The 19128-nt window shown below is 64.4% G+C and carries 14 protein-coding genes and 1 pseudogene; 14 read left to right on the top strand and 1 reads right to left on the bottom strand.

All coding sequences use genetic code 11. The features are described from left to right. From VGH68_RS02515 to VGH68_RS02465, 11 genes are all read left to right on the top strand, one after another. Positions 1-1346 (top strand): LuxR C-terminal-related transcriptional regulator (locus VGH68_RS02515; protein ID WP_331601926.1); only part of this gene is annotated, 1346 nt, incomplete at its 5' end. 163 nt (positions 1347-1509) lie between these two features. Beyond that, on the top strand, positions 1510-2640 hold the full coding sequence (locus VGH68_RS02510; protein ID WP_331601925.1) for an acyl-CoA dehydrogenase family protein: 1131 nt from the start codon (positions 1510-1512) through the stop codon (positions 2638-2640). A 28-nt stretch (positions 2641-2668) separates the two neighbouring features. Next, positions 2669-3874: an acyl-CoA dehydrogenase family protein gene (locus VGH68_RS02505; protein WP_331601924.1), complete on the top strand. Its 1206-nt coding sequence runs from the start codon at positions 2669-2671 to the stop codon at positions 3872-3874. Then, positions 3874-4701: an enoyl-CoA hydratase gene (locus VGH68_RS02500; RefSeq protein ID WP_331601923.1), complete on the top strand. Its 828-nt coding sequence runs from the start codon at positions 3874-3876 to the stop codon at positions 4699-4701. Before VGH68_RS02505 ends, VGH68_RS02500 begins: the two co-directional genes overlap by 1 nt. Positions 4702-4848: 147 nt before the next feature. Then, the gene (locus tag VGH68_RS02495; RefSeq protein WP_331601922.1) at positions 4849-8358 is read left to right on the top strand and encodes a pyruvate carboxylase; all 3510 of its coding nucleotides are present in this window, start codon (positions 4849-4851) and stop codon (positions 8356-8358) included. Between the two features lie 118 nt (positions 8359-8476). After that, positions 8477-9277, top strand: a complete 801-nt coding sequence (locus tag VGH68_RS02490) for a tyrosine-protein phosphatase (protein WP_331601921.1) — start codon at positions 8477-8479, stop codon at positions 9275-9277. Between the two features lie 178 nt (positions 9278-9455). Then, on the top strand, positions 9456-10970 hold the full coding sequence (locus VGH68_RS02485) for a class I adenylate-forming enzyme family protein (RefSeq protein ID WP_331601920.1): 1515 nt from the start codon (positions 9456-9458) through the stop codon (positions 10968-10970). A 36-nt stretch (positions 10971-11006) separates the two neighbouring features. Continuing rightward, positions 11007-12314, top strand: coding sequence for an FAS1-like dehydratase domain-containing protein (locus VGH68_RS02480; protein ID WP_331601919.1), 1308 nt, complete (start codon positions 11007-11009; stop codon positions 12312-12314). A gap of 14 nt (positions 12315-12328) precedes the next feature. After that, entirely contained in the window at positions 12329-13516 is a 1188-nt protein-coding gene (locus VGH68_RS02475) for an acyl-CoA dehydrogenase family protein (RefSeq protein WP_331601918.1), read from the top strand. Next, a complete protein-coding gene (locus VGH68_RS02470; protein ID WP_331601917.1) occupies positions 13513-14574 on the top strand; it encodes an acyl-CoA dehydrogenase family protein in 1062 nt (353 codons plus the stop codon). The genes VGH68_RS02475 and VGH68_RS02470 overlap by 4 nt, the downstream gene beginning before the upstream one ends. 53 nt (positions 14575-14627) lie before the next feature. Beyond that, positions 14628-15416: an SDR family NAD(P)-dependent oxidoreductase gene (locus VGH68_RS02465; protein WP_331601916.1), complete on the top strand. Its 789-nt coding sequence runs from the start codon at positions 14628-14630 to the stop codon at positions 15414-15416. Between the two features lie 74 nt (positions 15417-15490). On the opposite strand, the gene VGH68_RS02460 is transcribed toward VGH68_RS02465, so the two are convergent. Further along, positions 15491-16519 (bottom strand): phosphotransferase family protein, encoded by a 1029-nt coding sequence (locus VGH68_RS02460; protein WP_331601915.1) that lies wholly within the window; start codon positions 16517-16519, stop codon positions 15491-15493. Between the two features lie 351 nt (positions 16520-16870). Between VGH68_RS02460 and VGH68_RS02455 the strand changes: the two genes are divergently transcribed. The 3 genes and pseudogenes from VGH68_RS02455 to VGH68_RS02445 all read left to right on the top strand — a co-directional run. Continuing rightward, a complete protein-coding gene (locus VGH68_RS02455; protein ID WP_331601927.1) occupies positions 16871-17842 on the top strand; it encodes a nitronate monooxygenase family protein in 972 nt (323 codons plus the stop codon). 165 nt (positions 17843-18007) lie between these two features. Next, entirely contained in the window at positions 18008-18757 is a 750-nt protein-coding gene (locus VGH68_RS02450) for an electron transfer flavoprotein subunit beta/FixA family protein (RefSeq protein WP_331601914.1), read from the top strand. 1 nt (position 18758) lies between these two features. Next, positions 18759-19128 (top strand): annotated as a pseudogene (locus VGH68_RS02445) (electron transfer flavoprotein subunit alpha/FixB family protein); the annotation flags it as partial.

Genomic DNA, 19128 nt, shown 5'->3' with positions numbered 1-19128 from the left:
CAGTGGTGCGCGAACTCGTCGATACGTTGCCGTCGTTGCTGCTGTCGATGCAGGACCGTCAGGAAGAGGCGTACACGTACGGTTGTCCGTTGCTGGCGGGACTATCCAATGCGCCGTCGTTCACCGGCTCGGTCCTCGTCAACGTGGTTGCCAACGCTGCGACGGTGCTCGGCCGCCACCAGGAAGCGCGCCGTCTGCTCGACGCGGGGCGCCGCGCCCAAGGGTGCGAACCCAGTGCATTCAGCCTGATGTACGCGGAATCCGTCGACGGCATCATCGATCTGCTCGAAGGCCGGCTTCGCCAGGCGACCGCGCGCTTCCGGCTCGCAATCAACCCGGCGAGTGGCGGCGCACCCACTCTTTCGTACGCGGGCGGCAATGCCTGGGCTGGCCTGTTGTACGCCGCGACGGTCTACGAGTCCGGCGAACTCGATCATGCTGTCCAATTGCTCCACGTCTACCTGCCGCTGGTCTGCAATGCGGGCCTGTCCGACCACATGATTCTCGGTCACGTGATGCTGGCACGCATCGCCGCCTTTCGCCGCGATCCCGGTCACGCGCTTCAGATGCTGGCCGAACTGGAGGCGCTGGGACATCGCCGCCACCTCGCCCGCGTCGTGGCCGGTGCACGCATTGAGCGCGCCCGCATGTCACTGCTGCAAGGCGACCTCATCGCGTTTGACACCGAGCTTTCCCGCGCCGACGACGCAATCCTGTGGGAGCGCGTCGCGCGCGAGTGCAACCTGGCGAACGATCTGGAGACGTTGGAACTGGCACGGCTGCGGCGCGCCGTGCTCGTGGGCGGCGCCGATACCGTGCCGCAGATCGAGCATCAGATTGCCGTGGCGACCGCCACCTCCAGTTACCGGCGCGTCCTGTTGCTGCGTCTGCTCGAGGCAATGGCGCTGCTGCGTCAGGGTGAACTCACGACTGCCCTCTCCCGCTTCAGCCTTGTATTGAAAATCTGCACGCGCGAGGGCTTCGTGCGCCTCGTGGTCGACGAAGGCCCGCTAGCCGGCGAACTGGTGCAGCGCTTTCTTGCGCAAGAGAGCGACGCGCGCCAGCGTGACCCGATGGTCGTCGATCACGCTCGCCGCCTGTTGCTGGCATTCGGACCGCTGCCGTCTATGGTCGAGCCAGCGCATCCGGTCGGGAATCTGACGCCTCAGGAATTGCGCATGTTGCAAGGTGTAGCCGAAGGCCTTTCCAACGACACGATGGCCGCGCGGTTCGGGGTCTCGCCGAGCACGGTGCGCACGCATCTGCGCAACATCAGCACCAAGCTTGGCGCACAGAGCCGGACTCAAGCCGTCGCGCTGGCCAGACGTAAGGGATGGCTTGAATGAAATCGCCCTGCACCCGCACGCGAGGCGTCATGCAAACCGGAGCGGCGATGACCCACCGCGTGTTCGGGGTACGCCGATCTTGCATCGCGATCCCGTTTGGAAGCTTTTTGGACCATGGATTCAGGCTCGCTACGCGAGTCGGCAAACGACAAGGAAGCACTCCGTGAACTTCGATTTCTCCGACGAACAAGCCATGTTGCGCGATCAGGCGCGACGCTTTCTCGCCGACGCGAGCAGTCGCGAAAAGGTGCGCCAATGGATGAACGCCGGTGGCGACGCCCTTTCTGAACTCTGGCCCCAGCTCGCAGAAATGGGCTGGCTCGGCGCAGCCATTGATGAGGCCCATGGCGGGCTCGGCCTTGGCACGCTGGAGTTGTGCGTCCTCGCCGAAGAGCTGGGGCGCGCGCTGACGCCGGTGCCATTTTTTAGCACGGTCTGCGTGGCCGCCGAGTTGCTGGGCCGTTGCCCAGCCAGTACGCGGCGCGACGAGCTTTTGCAACGCATCGCGACTGGCGCAGCCGTGGTGATACTCGGGGGTGCCGAAGCGGGAGAGGCCTGGCCGGGCACGTTCGAGCGTAGCGTTCCCAAAACGCGCCTGCACGGCGGCAAGGTCAGTGGCGAAAAGGCCGTGGTGCCAGACCTGCTGCTCGCGACCGACCTCCTCGTGACCGTTCTCGACGCCGACAATCAGCCCGCACTCGTGTGGGTCGATGCCACAGCCGCCGGTGTGCAACGCGACGCGCTGGAAAGTTTCGACCGCCTGCGGGCACATGGCCGTCTGCAATTGCTGGATGCGCCGGCCGAAACACTGCTGGCAGGTCCAGAACTGGCCGCGTTGCTGCGCACACTGCGCGACCGTGCTGCGGTCATCGCCGCGTTCGAGCAACTGGGCACCGCTGAAAGCGCGCTCACAATGGCACGCGACTATACGCTGCAACGCTATGCGTTCGGCCGGCCGCTAGCCGGCAATCAGGCCGTCAAGCACCGACTGGCAGACATGCTGGTCAAGAACGAACTGGCACGCTCGAACGCGTACTTCGGCGCCTGGGCTGCGCAGGTCAATAGCGAGGAGCTGCCGCGCGCGGCTGCGGCGGCGAGGCTTTCCGCCACGGAGGCGCTGACTTTCGCCGCCGAGGAGTCGCTCCATTTACACGGCGGTATCGGCTACACCTGGGAAGCCGACTGTCATCTGTTCCTGCGTCGCGCCCGTCTACTGGCCGTGCAGCTCGGCAGCACAGCGGCCTGGAGTCAGCGGCTGCTCGATGCGAGCGTCGAACCCAGCCTTGCGGCCTGATCCGTCCTGACCTATCGAAGCGAATACCATGGATTTCAACGATACCCCTGACGAAGCCGCATTCCGCACCGAAGTGCGTGACTGGCTGGCCGCCAATGCCAACCCCTATTGCATCGACAGCCAGGCGCTGACGCTCGCTGATTTGGCGCAGCGCGGCCGCGGCTGGCAAAAGCACAAATCCTCCGCGGGCTACGGCGCCCTGTGCCTGCCGCACGCGGTAGGCGGCCAGGATGCAACGCCGATGCAGGAGGTGATCTTCGCCGAAGAAGAGGGCCGCTACGAGTTGCCGGTCGGCGTATTTACAACCATCGGCACGAATCTGGTCATGCCGACGCTGCTGAAGCACGGCACGCCTGAGCAGATCGAACGCTTCGTGCGTCCGACCATCGAGGGCTCGCTGCAATGGTGCCAACTGTTCTCCGAACCGGCAGCAGGTTCCGATCTCGCAGGCATCCGCACGCGCGCCGTGCGCGATGGCGATGAGTGGGTGATCTCGGGCCAGAAAGTGTGGAACTCGTGGGCCCATACAGCGGATTGGGGCGTGCTGATCGCGCGCACCGATTCGTCGGTGGCCAAGCACAAGGGCATCACGTATTTCGTGGTCGAGATGAAGATCCCCGGCGTCGAAGTGCGGCCGATTCGTCAGATCTCCGGCGAGTCAGAATTCAACGAGGTCTTCCTCAACGACGTGCGCATACCCGACTGCAATCGCGTGGATGCAGTAGGCGCCGGCTGGAAGGTCGCGATGACCACCCTGATGAACGAGCGTGCCTCGACCTCGGGCGAATCGCACCAGCTCCCCGATACGCGCAATCTGCTCGCAGCTGCGCGGGCTCATCCCGATGCGGCGGCGTTGACCGTTCCGCTAGCCCGCCTCGTCGCGCAGGAGATGGCGCTGCGCAACTACCGTTTCCGGCAACTAACCCTGCTCTCGCGCGGCAAGCAGCTCGGCGCCGAGGCGGCAATGGGCAAACTGGTGCTCGGCAAGATGCTGCAGGAACTCTCGGCCATGGCACTGGAGCTGCACGGCATCGCGGCGCTCTGCCCGGACGACGCGCTGCGCCGCGAGGCGCACAAGCTGCTGCACGGCTATTGCTGGGGCGCGGCGCTACGCATCGCCGGGGGCGCGGACGAAGTGCTGCGCAACCAGCTCGCGGAACGCGTGCTTGGTTTGCCTGCCGATCTGCGGGTCGACAAGGATTTGCCCTTCAACCAGATTCCCACTGGACGCTGATGGAAACCACCACTTCTACTCAAAATGCGGAAGCGCCAGTTCTGTGCGACCGCGAGGACGGACTCGCGATCGTCACGCTCAATCGCCCGGACCGGCTCAACGCCTTGTCCGGTCCGGTAATGGACGCGCTGCAGAGCACCCTCCAGAGCCTGGCCGACGATCCGAAGGTCCGCGCGGTGCTGCTACGCGGCGCCGGCCGCGCTTTCTGCGCCGGCGGCGACATCAAGGCTGGCGGCATCTCGAAAGAAGAGGCTGCGCAGCTGACGACGGAGGACCGCATTGCACGGCTGCGCCGTCAAATGGACAGCGCAGCGCTACTTCATACCATGCCCAAACCCACTATCAGCGCGTTGCGCGGCGCGATGATGGGCGCTGGCGTCGGCCTCGGTCTGTCGGCGGATCTGCGCATCGCGTCACGTACGCTCAAGCTGGAGACGGCCTTTGCGTCGCTCGGTTTTTCCGGCGATTTCGGCGGTGCTTATTTTCTGACGCAGCTCGCCGGGCCATCGGCCGCGCGCGAGTTGATGATGCGCTCACGGCGCATTGATGGCGACGAGGCACTGCGACTCGGCCTGATCAACGAACTCGTCGAGGACGACGGGCTCGACGCCCACGCGCTCACCCTGGCACGCGAACTGGCGGCGGGCCCGAGCATTGCATTCCGTCACATGAAACGCGCGCTCAATGCAGCCGCGGACGGCGCACCCGCGGCGCAGTTGCTGGACCTCGAAGCGGCCGCGATGGTGCGAACCTCCCAGACAGAGGATCACAAGGAAGCGGTGCGCGCCTTTATCGAAAAGCGCGCACCGCGTTTCACCGGCCGCTGATCCGCGCCCCTCGTGAACGTTGCGGGTTGGCGGCGCACCGCGCGCTGACAGCTTTCACGCCACCGTGCGCTCCATCAGGCGCGCCGGCCACGCACTCTTCCCTGTGCATGGCCGGCCACGTTTCCCCATAGCCGAGCCTCGCATCTCATGACGCATACCCCCATCAAATCGCTACTGATTGCCAACCGCTCGGAGATCGCCATCCGGGTGATGCGCGCCGCTGCCGAGATGAACATCCGCACAGTGGCGATCTACTCGAAGGAAGACCGTCTCGCCCTGCATCGCTTCAAGGCGGACGAAAGTTATCTGGTCGGCGACGGCAAAAAGCCGCTCGCGGCCTATCTCGACATCGACGATATTCTGCGCATTGCCCGGCAGTCCCAGGTCGACGCAATTCACCCCGGGTATGGCTTTCTGTCGGAAAATCCGGATTTCGCGCAGGCCGTCATCGATGCCGGCATCCGCTGGATCGGACCGTCGCCCGAGATCATGCGCACCTTGGGAAACAAGGTTGCGGCGCGCAATGCAGCCATTGCCGCTGGCGTGCCGGTGATGCCCGCCACCGCACCGCTGCCTGACGATCTCGCAGCATGCCGGCGGCTCGCGGCCGATGTCGGTTATCCACTGATGCTCAAGGCAAGCTGGGGTGGTGGCGGACGCGGCATGCGAGTTCTGGAGAGCGAACAGGACCTCGAAAGCGCGCTCGGTGCTGCGCGCCGGGAAGCGCTCGCCGCGTTCGGCAATGACGAAGTGTATGTCGAGAAGCTTGTTCGCCACGCGCGCCATGTCGAGGTCCAGGTGCTGGGCGATACGCATGGCACGCTGGTGCACCTGTACGAGCGCGACTGCACGGTGCAACGGCGCAATCAGAAGGTGGTCGAGCGGGCCCCGGCCCCGTATCTTGACCCCGTCGCTCGTGGGACGCTATGTGAAGCCGCGCTCCGGTTGATGCGCGCGGTCGGCTACAGCCACGCCGGCACCGTGGAATTCCTGATGGATGCCGACACCGGGCAGTTCTATTTCATCGAGGTGAATCCACGCATCCAGGTCGAACACACCGTCACTGAAATGGTCACCGGTGTTGATATCGTCAAGGCGCAGATCCGCATTACGGAAGGCGGCAGGATCGGCATGATCGAAGACGCGTTAGACGAACGCGGCAGCGTCGCTACGCGTGCAGCAGGCGTGCCGGTGCAACCCGACATCCCGCTCAACGGTCATGCGTTGCAATGCCGGATCACTACCGAAGACCCGGAAAACGGCTTCCTGCCCGACTATGGACGGCTCACCGCGTACCGCAGCGCGGCGGGTTTCGGCGTGCGGCTCGATGCGGGGACGGCCTATGGCGGCGCGGTGATCACCCCCTACTACGACTCCCTGCTGGTCAAGGTCACGACGTGGGCGCCCACGGCAGGCGAGTCGATCCGCCGTATGGACCGCGCACTGCGCGAGTTTCGAATCCGCGGTGTGGCGTCGAACCTGCAGTTCCTCGAAAACGTCATCAATCATCCGAGCTTTGCCCGTGGCGATCTCACCACCCGCTTCATCGATATCACTCCCGCGCTGCTCGCATTTACGAAGCGGCGCGATCGCGCCACCAAACTGCTTGGCTATCTCGGCGAGGTGAGCGTCAATGGGCATGCCGAACTGAGCGGTCGAGCGCTACCGCAGTTGCCCTTGCCCAGACCGGTGCTTCCCACGCCCCATGGCGCGACGCCCGTGCCCCCCGGCTCGCGTGATCGCTTGCGCGAGCTAGGGCCGGAAAAATTCGCCAGCTGGATGCTGGAACAGAAACAGGTGCTGCTGACGGACACGACGATGCGCGACGCGCATCAGTCGCTCTTCGCCACCCGCATGCGCACCGCCGACATGTTGCCCATCGCGCCGTTTTACGCGCACCATCTCCCTCAACTGTTCTCACTCGAATGCTGGGGAGGCGCCACCTTCGATGTGGCGCTGCGCTTCCTGAAAGAAGACCCCTGGCAGCGGCTGGCGCAGTTGCGCGAGCGCGTGCCTAACATTCTGTTCCAGATGCTGTTGCGCGGCTCGAATGCGGTCGGCTACACCAACTACGCGGACAACGTCGTGCGCTTTTTCGTGCAGCAGGCAGCCAGCGCGGGGGTCGATCTGTTCCGTGTGTTCGACTCACTCAACTGGGTGCGCAACATGCGCGTGGCGATCGACGCAGTCGGCGAAAGCGGTTCGCTATGCGAAGGCGCGATCTGCTATACGGGCGACCTGTTCGACGGCTCGCGCGCCAAATACGACCTCAAGTATTACGTCGGTATCGCTCGCGAATTGCAGCGCGCCGGCGTACACGTGCTCGGTATCAAAGACATGGCGGGCATTTGCCGTCCGCAGGCCGCCGCTACGCTCGTCAGGGTGCTCAAGCAGGAGACTGGACTGCCCGTGCACTTTCATACCCACGATACGAGTGGCATCTCGGCCGCGTCCGCACTGGCCGCGATCGGCGCGGGCTGTGATGCGGTGGACGGTGCGCTCGATGCGATGAGCGGGCTGACTTCCCAACCCAACCTGTCGAGCATCGCCGCTGCGCTGGCGGGTAGTGAGCGCGATCCGGGACTCGATCTGGAGCGACTGCACGAAGCGTCGATGTACTGGGAAGGCGTGCGCCGCTATTACGCACCGTTCGAATCGGAGATCCGTGCTGGCACCGCCGACGTCTATCGTCACGAAATGCCCGGCGGCCAGTACACCAATCTGCGCGAGCAGGCTCGCTCGCTCGGCATCGAGCATCGCTGGACCGAGGTCTCGCGCGCCTATGCCGACGTCAACCACATGTTCGGCGACATCGTCAAAGTGACTCCGACTTCCAAGGTCGTCGGCGATATGGCGCTGATGATGGTGGCCAACGACCTGAGCGCCGCCGACGTCAGCGACCCAGCCAAAGAAATCGCGTTCCCCGAATCGGTCGTCTCGCTGTTCAAGGGTGAATTAGGCTTTCCACCTGACGGCTTCCCGGCCGAACTTTCGCGCAAGGTACTCCGTAGTGAGCCACCGGCGCCCTACCGCCCCGGCGACCAGCTTGCCGCAGTCGATCTCGAAGCCGCGCGCGTCGCGGGTGCAGCCGCCTGCGAGCACGTGCTTGACGACCGGCAGCTTGCTTCGTATCTGATGTATCCAAAGCAGACCGCCGATTACTTCCAGCACGTGCGTGCCTATAGCGATACGTCCGTCCTGCCAACGCCAGCCTTCTTCTACGGCGTGCAGCCACAGGAAGAGGTGGCGATCGATATTGCCGCAGGCAAAACCCTCCTGGTCACATTGCAGGGCCTGCACGCAGACACCGCGGCAGGAACAGTGAAGGTGCAGTTCGAGTTGAACGGGCAATCACGCACCGCTTCGATCGAGCAGCGCAGCGCCGCCCAGACGGGGCCGATGCGCCGCAGCCGCCCCGTCGCCGAGCCGTCAAATCCGCTGCACGTGGCCGCACCCATGCCGGGGTCGGTGGTAACGGTGGCGGTTCAGGCCGGGCAGCGGGTCACCGCCGGCAGCACGCTGATTGCACTTGAAGCGATGAAAATGGAAACGCACATCGCCGCCGAACACGACTGCGAGATCGCGGAGGTCCACGTGCACCCTGGAGACCGTGTCGCTGCAAAGGACCTGTTAATCACGCTGAAGGAGCGCGGCTAACACCTCCTCGGGCGCCCCACAGGACGATGCCTCGAAGCCGCAGCCTCTCGACAGGCGTAGGAGTGTTACGAATCGTGGCGCCCCTCTGAATCAGCCGTATGAATTTCTGAACTCAATCATGTCTGAGCAACTTTCGGCGCCATCCCCGCTTGCGTCGCTGGCTGGCGCCCATAACTTCCGCAACCTCGCCGGCATGCGTGGCACAGGCGGCCGCCGCGTCGCGGCGAACGTCCTCTACCGTAGTGCGGGACTGCACAGGCTCGGTCCTGAAGGGTGGACCGCGCTGGCAAATCATGGCCTGCGGACGATCTGCGATCTACGCGGTCACCAGGAATCTCAGCATTCACCCACTGCACCGCCACCGGGCCACCGAGTGCGGATTCTTTCTTTCGACATTCGAAACGATATCCGCAGCGATCCGAAACTGATGAGCATGCTCGCCGCAAAACCCGACGCGGCAAGCGCGCACCGCATGATGCTGGAGATCTACCGGCGCTTTCCCGTCGCGTTCGCGCCGCGCCTCCACTGGCTGTTCGATGCCGCGATAGAGGGAGACGCACCCATGCTGCTGCATTGCGCTGCCGGCAAGGATCGTACGGGGTTTGCGGTGGCGCTCGTGTTGTATGCACTGGGGGTATCGATAGACGACATCATGGAGGACTACCTGCAATCGCGTTCTGCTCTGGGCAGCGCTGACCCGCGGATTCCTGGAATCCAGGCGCTTTTCCAAAGCAGCATAGATTTGCAATTGCCTGCGCAGGCGGCATTGCCCATTCTGACAGTCGAGCCCGAATACCTATGCGCCGCGTTTGACGCGCTGGCGAGCGAATACGGCGGCACGGACACCTGGCTGCAGGACGTCTGCGGGCTGACGCCGGCACGCCGCGAATATCTGAAGGCAGCCATGCTCGCTGCATGAGCGCATCCAGGACTCTGAATGTGCCAATCCGGAGTCTCTCGCGCAGCCGCCGCGCCATCCCCGTCCGAACGCTCTCACCTCGCCCTCAGCATTGACCAATCATATATACAATTGATATGATTGGAATCATTAATGTTAAATTGCGCCCGAAGTGGCGCGGCAGCCTTAAGGAGACGCGATGAGTCAAACCCTGGCCCAAGGTATAGAGCAAGCTGCAACGTCAGCGCCGGAAGCCCTGGCCATTGAATTCGAGGGCGAATGGTTCACCTGGGGCCAACTCGCCGCGGTGATGAGCGGATTGGAAGCCTTACTTGCCGGCACGAACCTCGGCAAGGCGACGCCTGTCGCGATGCTGCTGCGTAATGCGCCAGCCATGGTCGCGGCCGCCCTACAGGTACTCAAGACCGAGCGTTGCATCGTGACGGTCAACCCGTTTCAGGGGGCCGACAAGATCGCCGTCGATTTGCGCCAGTTACGCTGCGCCGCCATCGTGGCGTCGGAGCAGGACTGGGCGCTTGCTCCGTTGCGCGAAGTCGCACGTGAAACCGGTGCGTTGGCGGTGCAGGTCAGCCTCAGGCCCGAGCCCCGGGTCAGCGTGCTCGACGGTCGGGACAAAATGGGCCCGGGTCCTTTTCACGAGTTGCTGGATGGAACCGCCGTGCTGATGCTCAGCAGCGGCACCACCGGTCCGGCCAAGCGCATCAAACTGCCCTACAAGCAGCTCGAACAGTCATTCGCGCGGGCTGCGGCCTATGAATCGAAGCGCCCTGGCTCCGCTGCCGGCGCGACGCGCACGCCGGCGGTTCTGGCCGCACCGCTCGTTCATATAGGCGGACTTTATTTCTCACTCGATGCGGTGCTCGCCGGACGCCCGATCGCGCTGCTGGAAAAATTCAGCGTCGCCGAATATTGCCGTGTGCTGAAAGCGCACCGGCCGAAGGCGATTTCGCTGCCGCCGTCGGCGATGCGCATGCTGCTGGACGCCGCGGTGGACCCCGAACTCTTCTCCAGCGTGATCGCGGTACGTGCCGGCAGCGCGCCGCTGCTGCCAGAACTCAAGAGCCTGTTCGAGGCGACCTTCAAGGTCCCGGTGCTCGACGTGTATGGCGCGACCGAATTCGCCGGGGCCGTCGCGGGTTGGTCGCTCGAGGACTATCGGCAGTTCGACAAGCTCAAGGTCGGTTCGGTCGGGCGTGCGCAGCCCGGAATCGAGTTGCGCGTCGTCGACAGTGAAACCGGTGAAGTTCTGCCGGCGGGCACGAAAGGCGTACTGGAGATCAGTTCGCTGCAAAGCGAAACGAAAGGCTGGATTCGCACGACCGATCTGGCGGAACTCGACAGCGATGGCTTTCTCTACATTCGCGGCCGCGTGGACGACGCCATTATCCGCGGCGGCTTCAAGGTGCTGCCGCGCGATATAGAAGCGCTGCTGCGCGAGCACCCGGCCGTTCAGGAAGCCTGTGTCGTCGGGCTGCCGGACCAGCGTCTGGGCGCCGTGCCGGTTGCTGCAGTCGAGTTGCGCGAAGGAGCGGGTGCCGTCAGCGAGGCCGAACTCACGCAGTTTTTGCGCGACAAGGTGGTGGCGTATCAGGTGCCGACCTGCTTGCGCATCGTGCGTGCGTTGCCGCGTACGCCGTCCCTGAAAATCAGTCAACACGAAGTCCGTCAGTTGCTAGCCGCCGAATCGGCCTAAGCCAAGGCAGCTTCCCTTACCGTACCGGAGACACGGATGTCCACTACAAACGTCGAGAAAAAGCCTACCGAAGGCATTAGCGAAGAGTTCAAAAAGGCTACCAACTACGAACTGACCGATCACGACATCGAGCGCGCCAACAAGATTCTGAACATCGATCTTGCCGCGCGCGATCAGGAACAGATCGGCACTGCGAACATCGACAACATCCGCTCGTTCGCCTACGCGTGCGGCAGCGACAACCCACTCTTTTGCGACCCCGATTACGCGGCAGGCACCCGTTGGGGCTCCGTGATTGCGCCGTCAATGATGGCCGGCATCATCAACCGGCCGCTGCTCGGCGATCCGCCGACGGCGGAGTACAAGGCCAACACCAAGAGTCTGTTCCGAGGTATCCACGTATTCATCTCGGGCGGCGAGTGGACCTTCTACCGGCCGATTTTTCCAGGCGACACGCTTTACAGCTTCGGCGGCGAGGACGGCATCGAAGTCACGCCGAGCGAATTTGCCGGCCGCAAGGTCACGCGCTTTCACACCGACGTCAAGGTGAATCAACGCGGTGAAGTCGTGTCGACCTACCGCTATCGTTCGATCCTGACCGAGCGCAAGACCGCGCGCGAGAAGGGCAAATATGCAGCCATCGAGCCCGCGAAATACACCGACGAAGACATCGCGAAGATCGACGCCGTCTACGCGCAGGAAGACGCCCGTGGCGCGCAGAAGCGTTACTGGTCCGACGTCCAGGTCGGCGAAGCGATGACACCCGGCGCGTCCGGTCCGCTGACGGTGACCGACGTGGTCAACTTTCACGGCGCGGGCTACGGCTGGGTGCCCTACGGTCTGCGTAGCGGACGGCTCTGGCACAAGAACCGCAACCGCATTGCGCCGTTCTACGTGAAGGACGCCAACGGCATTCCCGACGTCGCGCAGCGCCTGCACTGGGATAGCTCGTGGGCCCAGGCTATCGGTAACCCAATGGCGTACGACTACGGCGTCATGCGCGAGAACTACCTGTTCCGCTATCTGACCGACTGGGCGGGCGACGACGGCTGGGTGGTACGCCAGTACGACGAAATCCGTAAATTCAACTACATGGGCGACACCCAGTTCATCGCCGGCGAAGTCGTCGGCAAGCGCGAAGAGAACGGCCGCAAGCTGGTCGACCTCAAGGTTACGATGACCAACCAGCGAGGCGAGGAAACCGTCCGCTGCGAAGCCACCGTGGCGCTGCCCGATCACGACGGCGTGCTGCTGTTGCCCGAGCCTAGCGACGACCTCAAGCGCCGCGCCGCGAAGATGATGGCGCGCCATTGGGAACTGCTCGCGCAGAAGCGGCGCGGTTGAACGGAAACGGCACCATGGATCTGAGCTATAGCGAAGAACATCAGCGCTTTCGCGCCGAGGTACAAGCCTTTCTGAAGGCGAACTGGACGCCCGGCTCGTCGAAGCCCACATCGGACGAAATTAAGGCATTCCGCCGCAAGGCGATCGAAGCCGGTTATCTGTACCGTGGCATTCCGCGCGAATACGGCGGCTCGGAGCAGGCGCCGGATGTTCTCAAAGGGCAGATCGTGCGCGAGGCGTTTGCGCGCGTCAAAGCGCCGGGCGAGCTGAGCGGCGTGGGCGTCTCGATGGTCGTGCCGACTTTGCTGGAGCGCGGCACGCCGGAGCAGAAAGCGCGCTTCATCCCGCCCACGATGTCCGGCGAAGTGATCTGGGCGCAAGGCTATAGCGAGCCCGGCGCAGGCAGCGACCTCGCCAGCCTGCGCACCCGCGCCGAACTGGTCGACGGCGAGTGGGTCATCAACGGACAGAAGACGTGGAGTTCGCTCGCGCACAAGGCGAGATACATGTTCGTGCTGTGTCGCACGGAACCGCACGCGCCGAAGCACAAAGGCATCTCCTATCTGCTGGTCGACATCAGGCAGCCTGGCATCACCGTGCGTCCGATGAAGCAGATCACCGGCGAGAGCGAGTTCTGCGAAGTTTTCTTCGACAACGCACGCACGCCGGCGGACTGGATTGTCGGCGCGCGCGGCGACGGCTGGGCGGTATCGAAGACGACGCTTGGCCACGAGCGGGCTGGCTTCATGGGCAACGCCGAAGCATCGGTGGCGCTGTTCGACAAGCTCGTCGATCTGGCGCGTCGCAGCACCTTCCTCGGTCATCCCGCGCTCCAGCATCCGCTCATCCGCGAGCGGCTTGCCGTGCTGCAAGGCACGGTGCTAGCGGCGCGCTACTCGGGCTACCGTCAACTTTCGATGATATCTCACGGCGAAGACCCCGGTATTGCGCCAATGCTAAACAAGATCACGGCCTCCAACATCGCCGCCGAAATCGCCGCCATCGCACGCGACCTGATGGGCGACGCTTTGCTGCTCGCCCCCGATCCGGCCCACGGACCGGTCGGCAACGAACGATGGAGTGGGCAGTTCTTTGGCTCGCTCGGCATGGCGATCGCTGGGGGCACCTCGAATATCCAGCGCAACCTGATCGCCGAACGCGGCCTCGGCTTGCCACGCGACAACGCGGGAGCCAATGAATGAATTTCCTGCTCAGTTCAGAACAGCACGAGATGCAGCGCGCGGTCGAGCGCTATTTCGACGAAAGCCTCGACACCGTCGCGCTGCACAAGCTCTTCGATGACGAAAGCGATAGCGGCGGTCACGACCCGAAACTGTGGTCCGGCCTCGCCGAACTGGGCGTCCTCGGCATCAATCTGCCCGAAGAACAGGGCGGCCTCGGTCTGGAAATGATCGATCTGGCGTTGATCGCCGAGACGCTAGGCAGCCGCGCCGCGCCCGTGCCTTTCATCGGCCACGTACTGGCGACACTGGCCATTGCATGGGCTGGCAGCGACACGCAACGTGCGCGTTGGCTGCCGCCTCTGCTCGACGGCAGCGTGATCGCCGCTGTCGGCTTCGCCGGCAACGAGAACGAAAACGAGAACGACCCGAAAGCGGCGTCATGGACCGTGCCGGGCGCGCCGCACGCGCAGCTATTCGTGCTCGGCCTGAAGGACGGTCAACTGGCCCTCGTCGAACGCGACGACCAGGGGGTTGCCGTGGCCTCACGGGCGTCCACGGACCGCACACGGCGCCTCGGTGTAGTCACGCTGGATCACGCCCCGCACGAGACCCTGCCGGACGCTTCCGCACACGCCGACCGTCTGCGCGATGCCGCGTTGATTCTGCTGGCGGCGGATGCTTTCGGCGGCGCGACGCGCTGTCACGAGATGGCAGTGGCGTATGCCAGAGAACGCGAGCAGTTCGGCCAGCCAATCGGCCAGTTCCAGGCGGTCAAGCACCAACTGGCCGACATGGTCGTTGCGGTCGAGCCAGCGCGCGGCCTGCACTGGTACGCCGCGCACGCATTCGATCACCGCGAGCGCGATGAAGCCGCCCGCATGGCTGCGCTGGCCAAGGCACATCTCGCCGATCTGTATGTGAGCACGGCACGACGCTGCGTCGAGATTCATGGCGGCATGGGTTATACGTGGGAGCTGGATGTCCACATTTTTCTGCGGCGTGCGATGTTCGATCATGCTTGGATGGGATCGCCCGCGCACCATCGGGCGCGTGCCGCCGATCTGGCCGGCTGGTAACGAGAACGGTCAGCGACGCAAAGCTGGCGCAAAAACTAACGGAGACTCTTCGCATGCCGAGCGATTCACGCGACGCACCTGACTTCGGCCTATCTGGCCTTCACGCACTGGTAACGGGTGCGTCCGGTGGCCTGGGCCTGCATATGGCGGGCGCGTTGGCGCACGCGGGGGCCACCGTACATCTTGCGGCGCGCAATGCCAACAAGCTGGATTCGGCGGTGCAGGCGCTGCGCGCCGCCGGCCATCAGGCCGATTCGCTGGCCCTCGATGTGCAGGACGCCGCCCAAGTCGAATACGCGTTACAAGCGCTGCACGAGCGGATCGGCGCCTCGCTCGACATCGTCGTGAACAACGCGGGCGTAACCAATACCCGGCCCCTGCTCGCCCAGAAGCCCGACGAGTGGGATCGCATCATGGACACCAATCTGCGCGGCGGCTGGCTCGTCGCGACCGCCGCCGCCCGCGCGATGGTCGCGGCGCAACGCGGCGGCGCGATCGTCAACGTCGCGTCGATCCTCGGTGAACGGGTGGCCGCCGGCGTGGGTCCGTACAGCGCGTCCAAGGCAGGGCTGATTCAGCTCACCCGCACGATGGCGCTGGAGTGGGCACGCTACGACATCCGCTGCAATGCGCTGCTGCCGGGCTATATCGCGACCGACCTGAACCGCGAATTTCTCGACAGCGAAGCAGGCGAACGACTGCGCCAGCGCGTACCCACCCGCCGCTTCGGCACGGCGCGCGATCTCGACGGGCCACTCCTGCTGCTGTGCTCAGACGCCGGCCGCCACATCACCGGCGCAGCGTTGCCCGTCGATGGCGGGCACCTGAGCAGTTCCCTGTGAGAGGGCCGGCATCGACCGGCTAGCCCCACGCGCACGCGATAGCGTGCCGCGTGAGTTCACCGGGATATCGCGCTTCAGATACGCGTTAGTGCCGCCGCTTCGCGTGCAAACGCCGCCGCCTGCGCCCCCACCTCGGCCGCATCAGCGGACGCCGCATTTCCCGCTCTCGCGCGCGCGGCGACGCCCTCCAGAATGACTGCGAACCGGAACATCGAGAACGCCACATGAAACGGCTCGAGCTCCTGCGTTCGCCCGCAGCGGCTCATATAGCGCGCGACGAATTCGTCCCGTGTGGGCAGCCCCAGCGCCGGCAGATCGAGTTCGCGTACCCCGTCGAATTCATGCGGGCGCATAGACCACGCGATGCTGCAATAGCCGACGTCCGCAAGCGGGTGGCCCAGCGTCGACAGCTCCCAGTCCAGCACCGCAATCACTCTCGGCTCGGTCGGATGAAACATCAGATTGCCGAAGCGGAAGTCGCCGTGAACGATGCTGGTCGTCTGATCCGGCGGAACGTGCCGTGGCAGCCACTCGATCAGGCGGTCGATGTCCGCGCTTTCGCCCGTTTTCGACGCGTGCCACTGACGCGTCCAGCGCGCCACCTGTCGCTCAAAGAAGTTGCCCGGCTTGCCGAAGTCTTCGAGGCCGACCGCCTGCCAGTCCACCGCGTGCAGAGCTGCCAGCGTATCCGCCATGGCTTCGTAACAGGCACGCCGTTCGGCTGACGGCACTTCAGGCAGCGCGTAATGCGGAAACACCCGGCCATGAAGGCGGCGCATCACATAGAAAGGTGTGCCAACCACCTCGCGATCGTCACAGAACACCAGCATCTCGGCCACGGGGACGTCCGTGCCGGCGAGCGCGCGCTGGATGCGAAATTCGCGATCGACGGCGTGCGCGGAAGGCAGGAGCGGCCCCGGCGGCTGCTTGCGCAGAACCAACGACTGATCGTCGAAGTCGACGAAAAAGGTCGGGTTCGACTGGCCGCCGCCGATCCGCGTCAGCCGCATTTCACCTCGAATGTCGGGCAACCGGGCTTGCAGCCACCGGCGCAGGTGTGAGGGTTCGAACTGCAAGCTCGTCAGTTGTGTAGCGTCGGCCATCCGGCTAGGTCTCCATGAGTTGTCGTGCGCTGGCGCAGACGGTTGTTTATGCGGTTGCCAGGGCGGCTGGCGGCGTGAACCCCGCTCGAAACGAGCGCGCCCGATTTTCATCCGGCGCAGGCCAGAGCATGTTCGATGGTTATCGACTCAGCCGCGCAGCGTCTGCCATAGCCTCGTTTCACTCTATCACCCGCAGATCAGGTGGCCTCCCTATTCTCATATATCATTATAATGATTAATATGTCTTCTGATGAGTAGTTGCGGTTCCGGTTTGTGCCTTGCGCACTCACCAGGCGCGACCTTCTTCGACCTGATCGATACGCACATACGCATATGACTACACCGCTGACCATGAAGACCCGCGTCACCGAACTGCTGGGCACCCGCTACCCCATCGTGCAGGGCGGCATGCAGTGGGTCGGCCTCGCCGAGATGGCCGCGGGCGTCGCCAACGCCGGGGGCCTCGGCATGCTCACCGGTCTCTCGCAACCGACCCCCGAAGCGCTCGCTGCCGAGATCGACCGCTGCCGCGACATGACCGACCAGCCCTTCGGCGTGAACATGACCATCTTCCCCACCATCAAGCCGCCCCCTTACGCCGAGTACATCGACGTCATCATCGACAAGGGCGTCAAGGTGGTCGAAACCGCCGGCAACAAGGCCGTCGATTTCATGCCGAAGATGAAGGCCGCCGGCATCAAGATCATCCACAAATGCGTCGCCGTGCGCCATGCGCTCTCCGCCGAAAAGCTCGGCGTCGACGCCATCAGCATTGACGGCTTCGAATGCGCCGGCCACCCCGGCGAGGAAGACATCCCCGGCCTCGTGCTCATCCCTGCCGCCGCGCGCGTGCTCAAGGTGCCCCTGATCGCCTCGGGCGGCATCGGCGACGGCCGCGGCATGGCCGCCGCGCTCGTGCTCGGCGCCGAGGGCATCAACATGGGTACGCGCTTTTGCGCCACCCGGGAAGCGCCGATCCACGAGAACATCAAGCGCGCGCTGCTCGAAGCCAGCGAGCGCGACACCAACCTGATCTTCCGCTCGCTGAAGAACACCGCCCGCGTGCTCAGGAACGCGGTCTCCGACGAAGTGGTCGCCACCGAACGCCGCCCCGGTGGGTGCGACTTCGCCGAGATCCGACCGCTCGTGGCCGGCACCCGCGGCAAGGCCGCGCTCGACGCGGGCGATCCGCACGGCGGCATCATCAGCGCAGGCATGGTGGTCGGGCTCATCGACGACATCCCCTCCTGCGCCGAACTGCTCGAGCGCATGGTCGCCGAGTGCCACCAGCGCCTCGGCACTGCCAGCGGCTATTTCGGCTGAGGAGCGCCGCGCTCCGACCCTAATGCTCACCCAATGCGGCACCTCGGGTTCAGCCAGGGTGCGGGGTCGTGTTTCGCAACCGTTACGCAAGACGCTTCGTCAGCGCTGCGATTGAAAACAACCCTCGTGGCGCCCATCGCACCACGAATATGGAGGAACGACACAATGAAGATTCTGGTCCCGGTCAAACGGGTAATCGACTACAACGTCAAGGTCCGCGTCAAAGCTGACGGCAGCGGCGTCGATCTCAGCAACGTCAAGATGAGCATGAATCCGTTCGACGAAATTGCTGTCGAAGAAGCGGTTCGTCTCAAGGAAAAAGGCGCGGCCAGCGAGGTCGTGGTCGTGTCCTGCGGCACGGCGGCGAGCCAGGAAACGTTGCGCACGGCGCTCGCCATCGGCGCCGACCGTGCCATCCTCGTCGAGAGCGACGCGGACCTGCAGCCTCTGGCCGTCGCGAAGCTGCTCAAGGCGCTGCTCGACAAGGAACAGCCTGGCCTTGTCATCGCCGGCAAGCAGGCAATTGACGACGACTGTAATCAGACCGGCCAGATGCTCGCGGCCCTGGCTGATCTGCCGCAGGCTACCTTTGCGTCGAAGGTCGAGATTGCCGAAGGCGCCGCGATCATCACCCGCGAAGTGGACGGCGGCCTTGAAACGATCAGGCTGACCCTGCCCGCCGTCATCACGACCGACCTGCGCCTGAATGAGCCGCGCTATGTCACGCTACCCAACATCATGAAGGCCAAGAAGAAGCCTCTCGACACCATCGGGCCGGACACACTCGGCGTGGACGTCACACCGCGCCTGAAAACGCTGAAGGTCAACGAACCGCCGAGCCGCAGCGCCGGCGTGAAGGTGCCCGATGTCGCCACCCTGGTGGCAAAGCTCAAGAACGAAGCGAAGGTGATCTGATATGACAGTGCTGGTAATTGCCGAACACGACAACGCGTCTATCAAGGGCGCCACGCTCAATGCAGTGACCGCCGCCGCCCAGTGCGGAGGGGACGTTCACGTGCTGGTAGCCGGGCACAACGCCGGCGCGGCCGCGTCGGCCGCCGCGCGGATCGCCGGTGTCGCCAGGGTGCTTCACGCCGACGATCCGCGCCTTGCGGCCGGGCTAGCCGAATCCGTGGCCTCGCAAGTGCTCTCGATCGCGGACCAATACAGCCACCTTCTTTTTGCCGCTACCGCCAGCGGCAAAAATGTCGCGCCGCGCGTAGCGGCCAAGCTCGACGTGGCCCAGATTAGCGACATCATCCGCGTGGTCGACGCCGCGACCTTCG

It is taken from the genome of Paraburkholderia sp. (assembly GCF_036488505.1).
In the GTDB taxonomy this organism is placed as follows: Bacteria; Pseudomonadota; Gammaproteobacteria; order Burkholderiales; family Burkholderiaceae; genus Paraburkholderia.
This window is presented reverse-complemented; position numbering and strand designations above follow the sequence as displayed.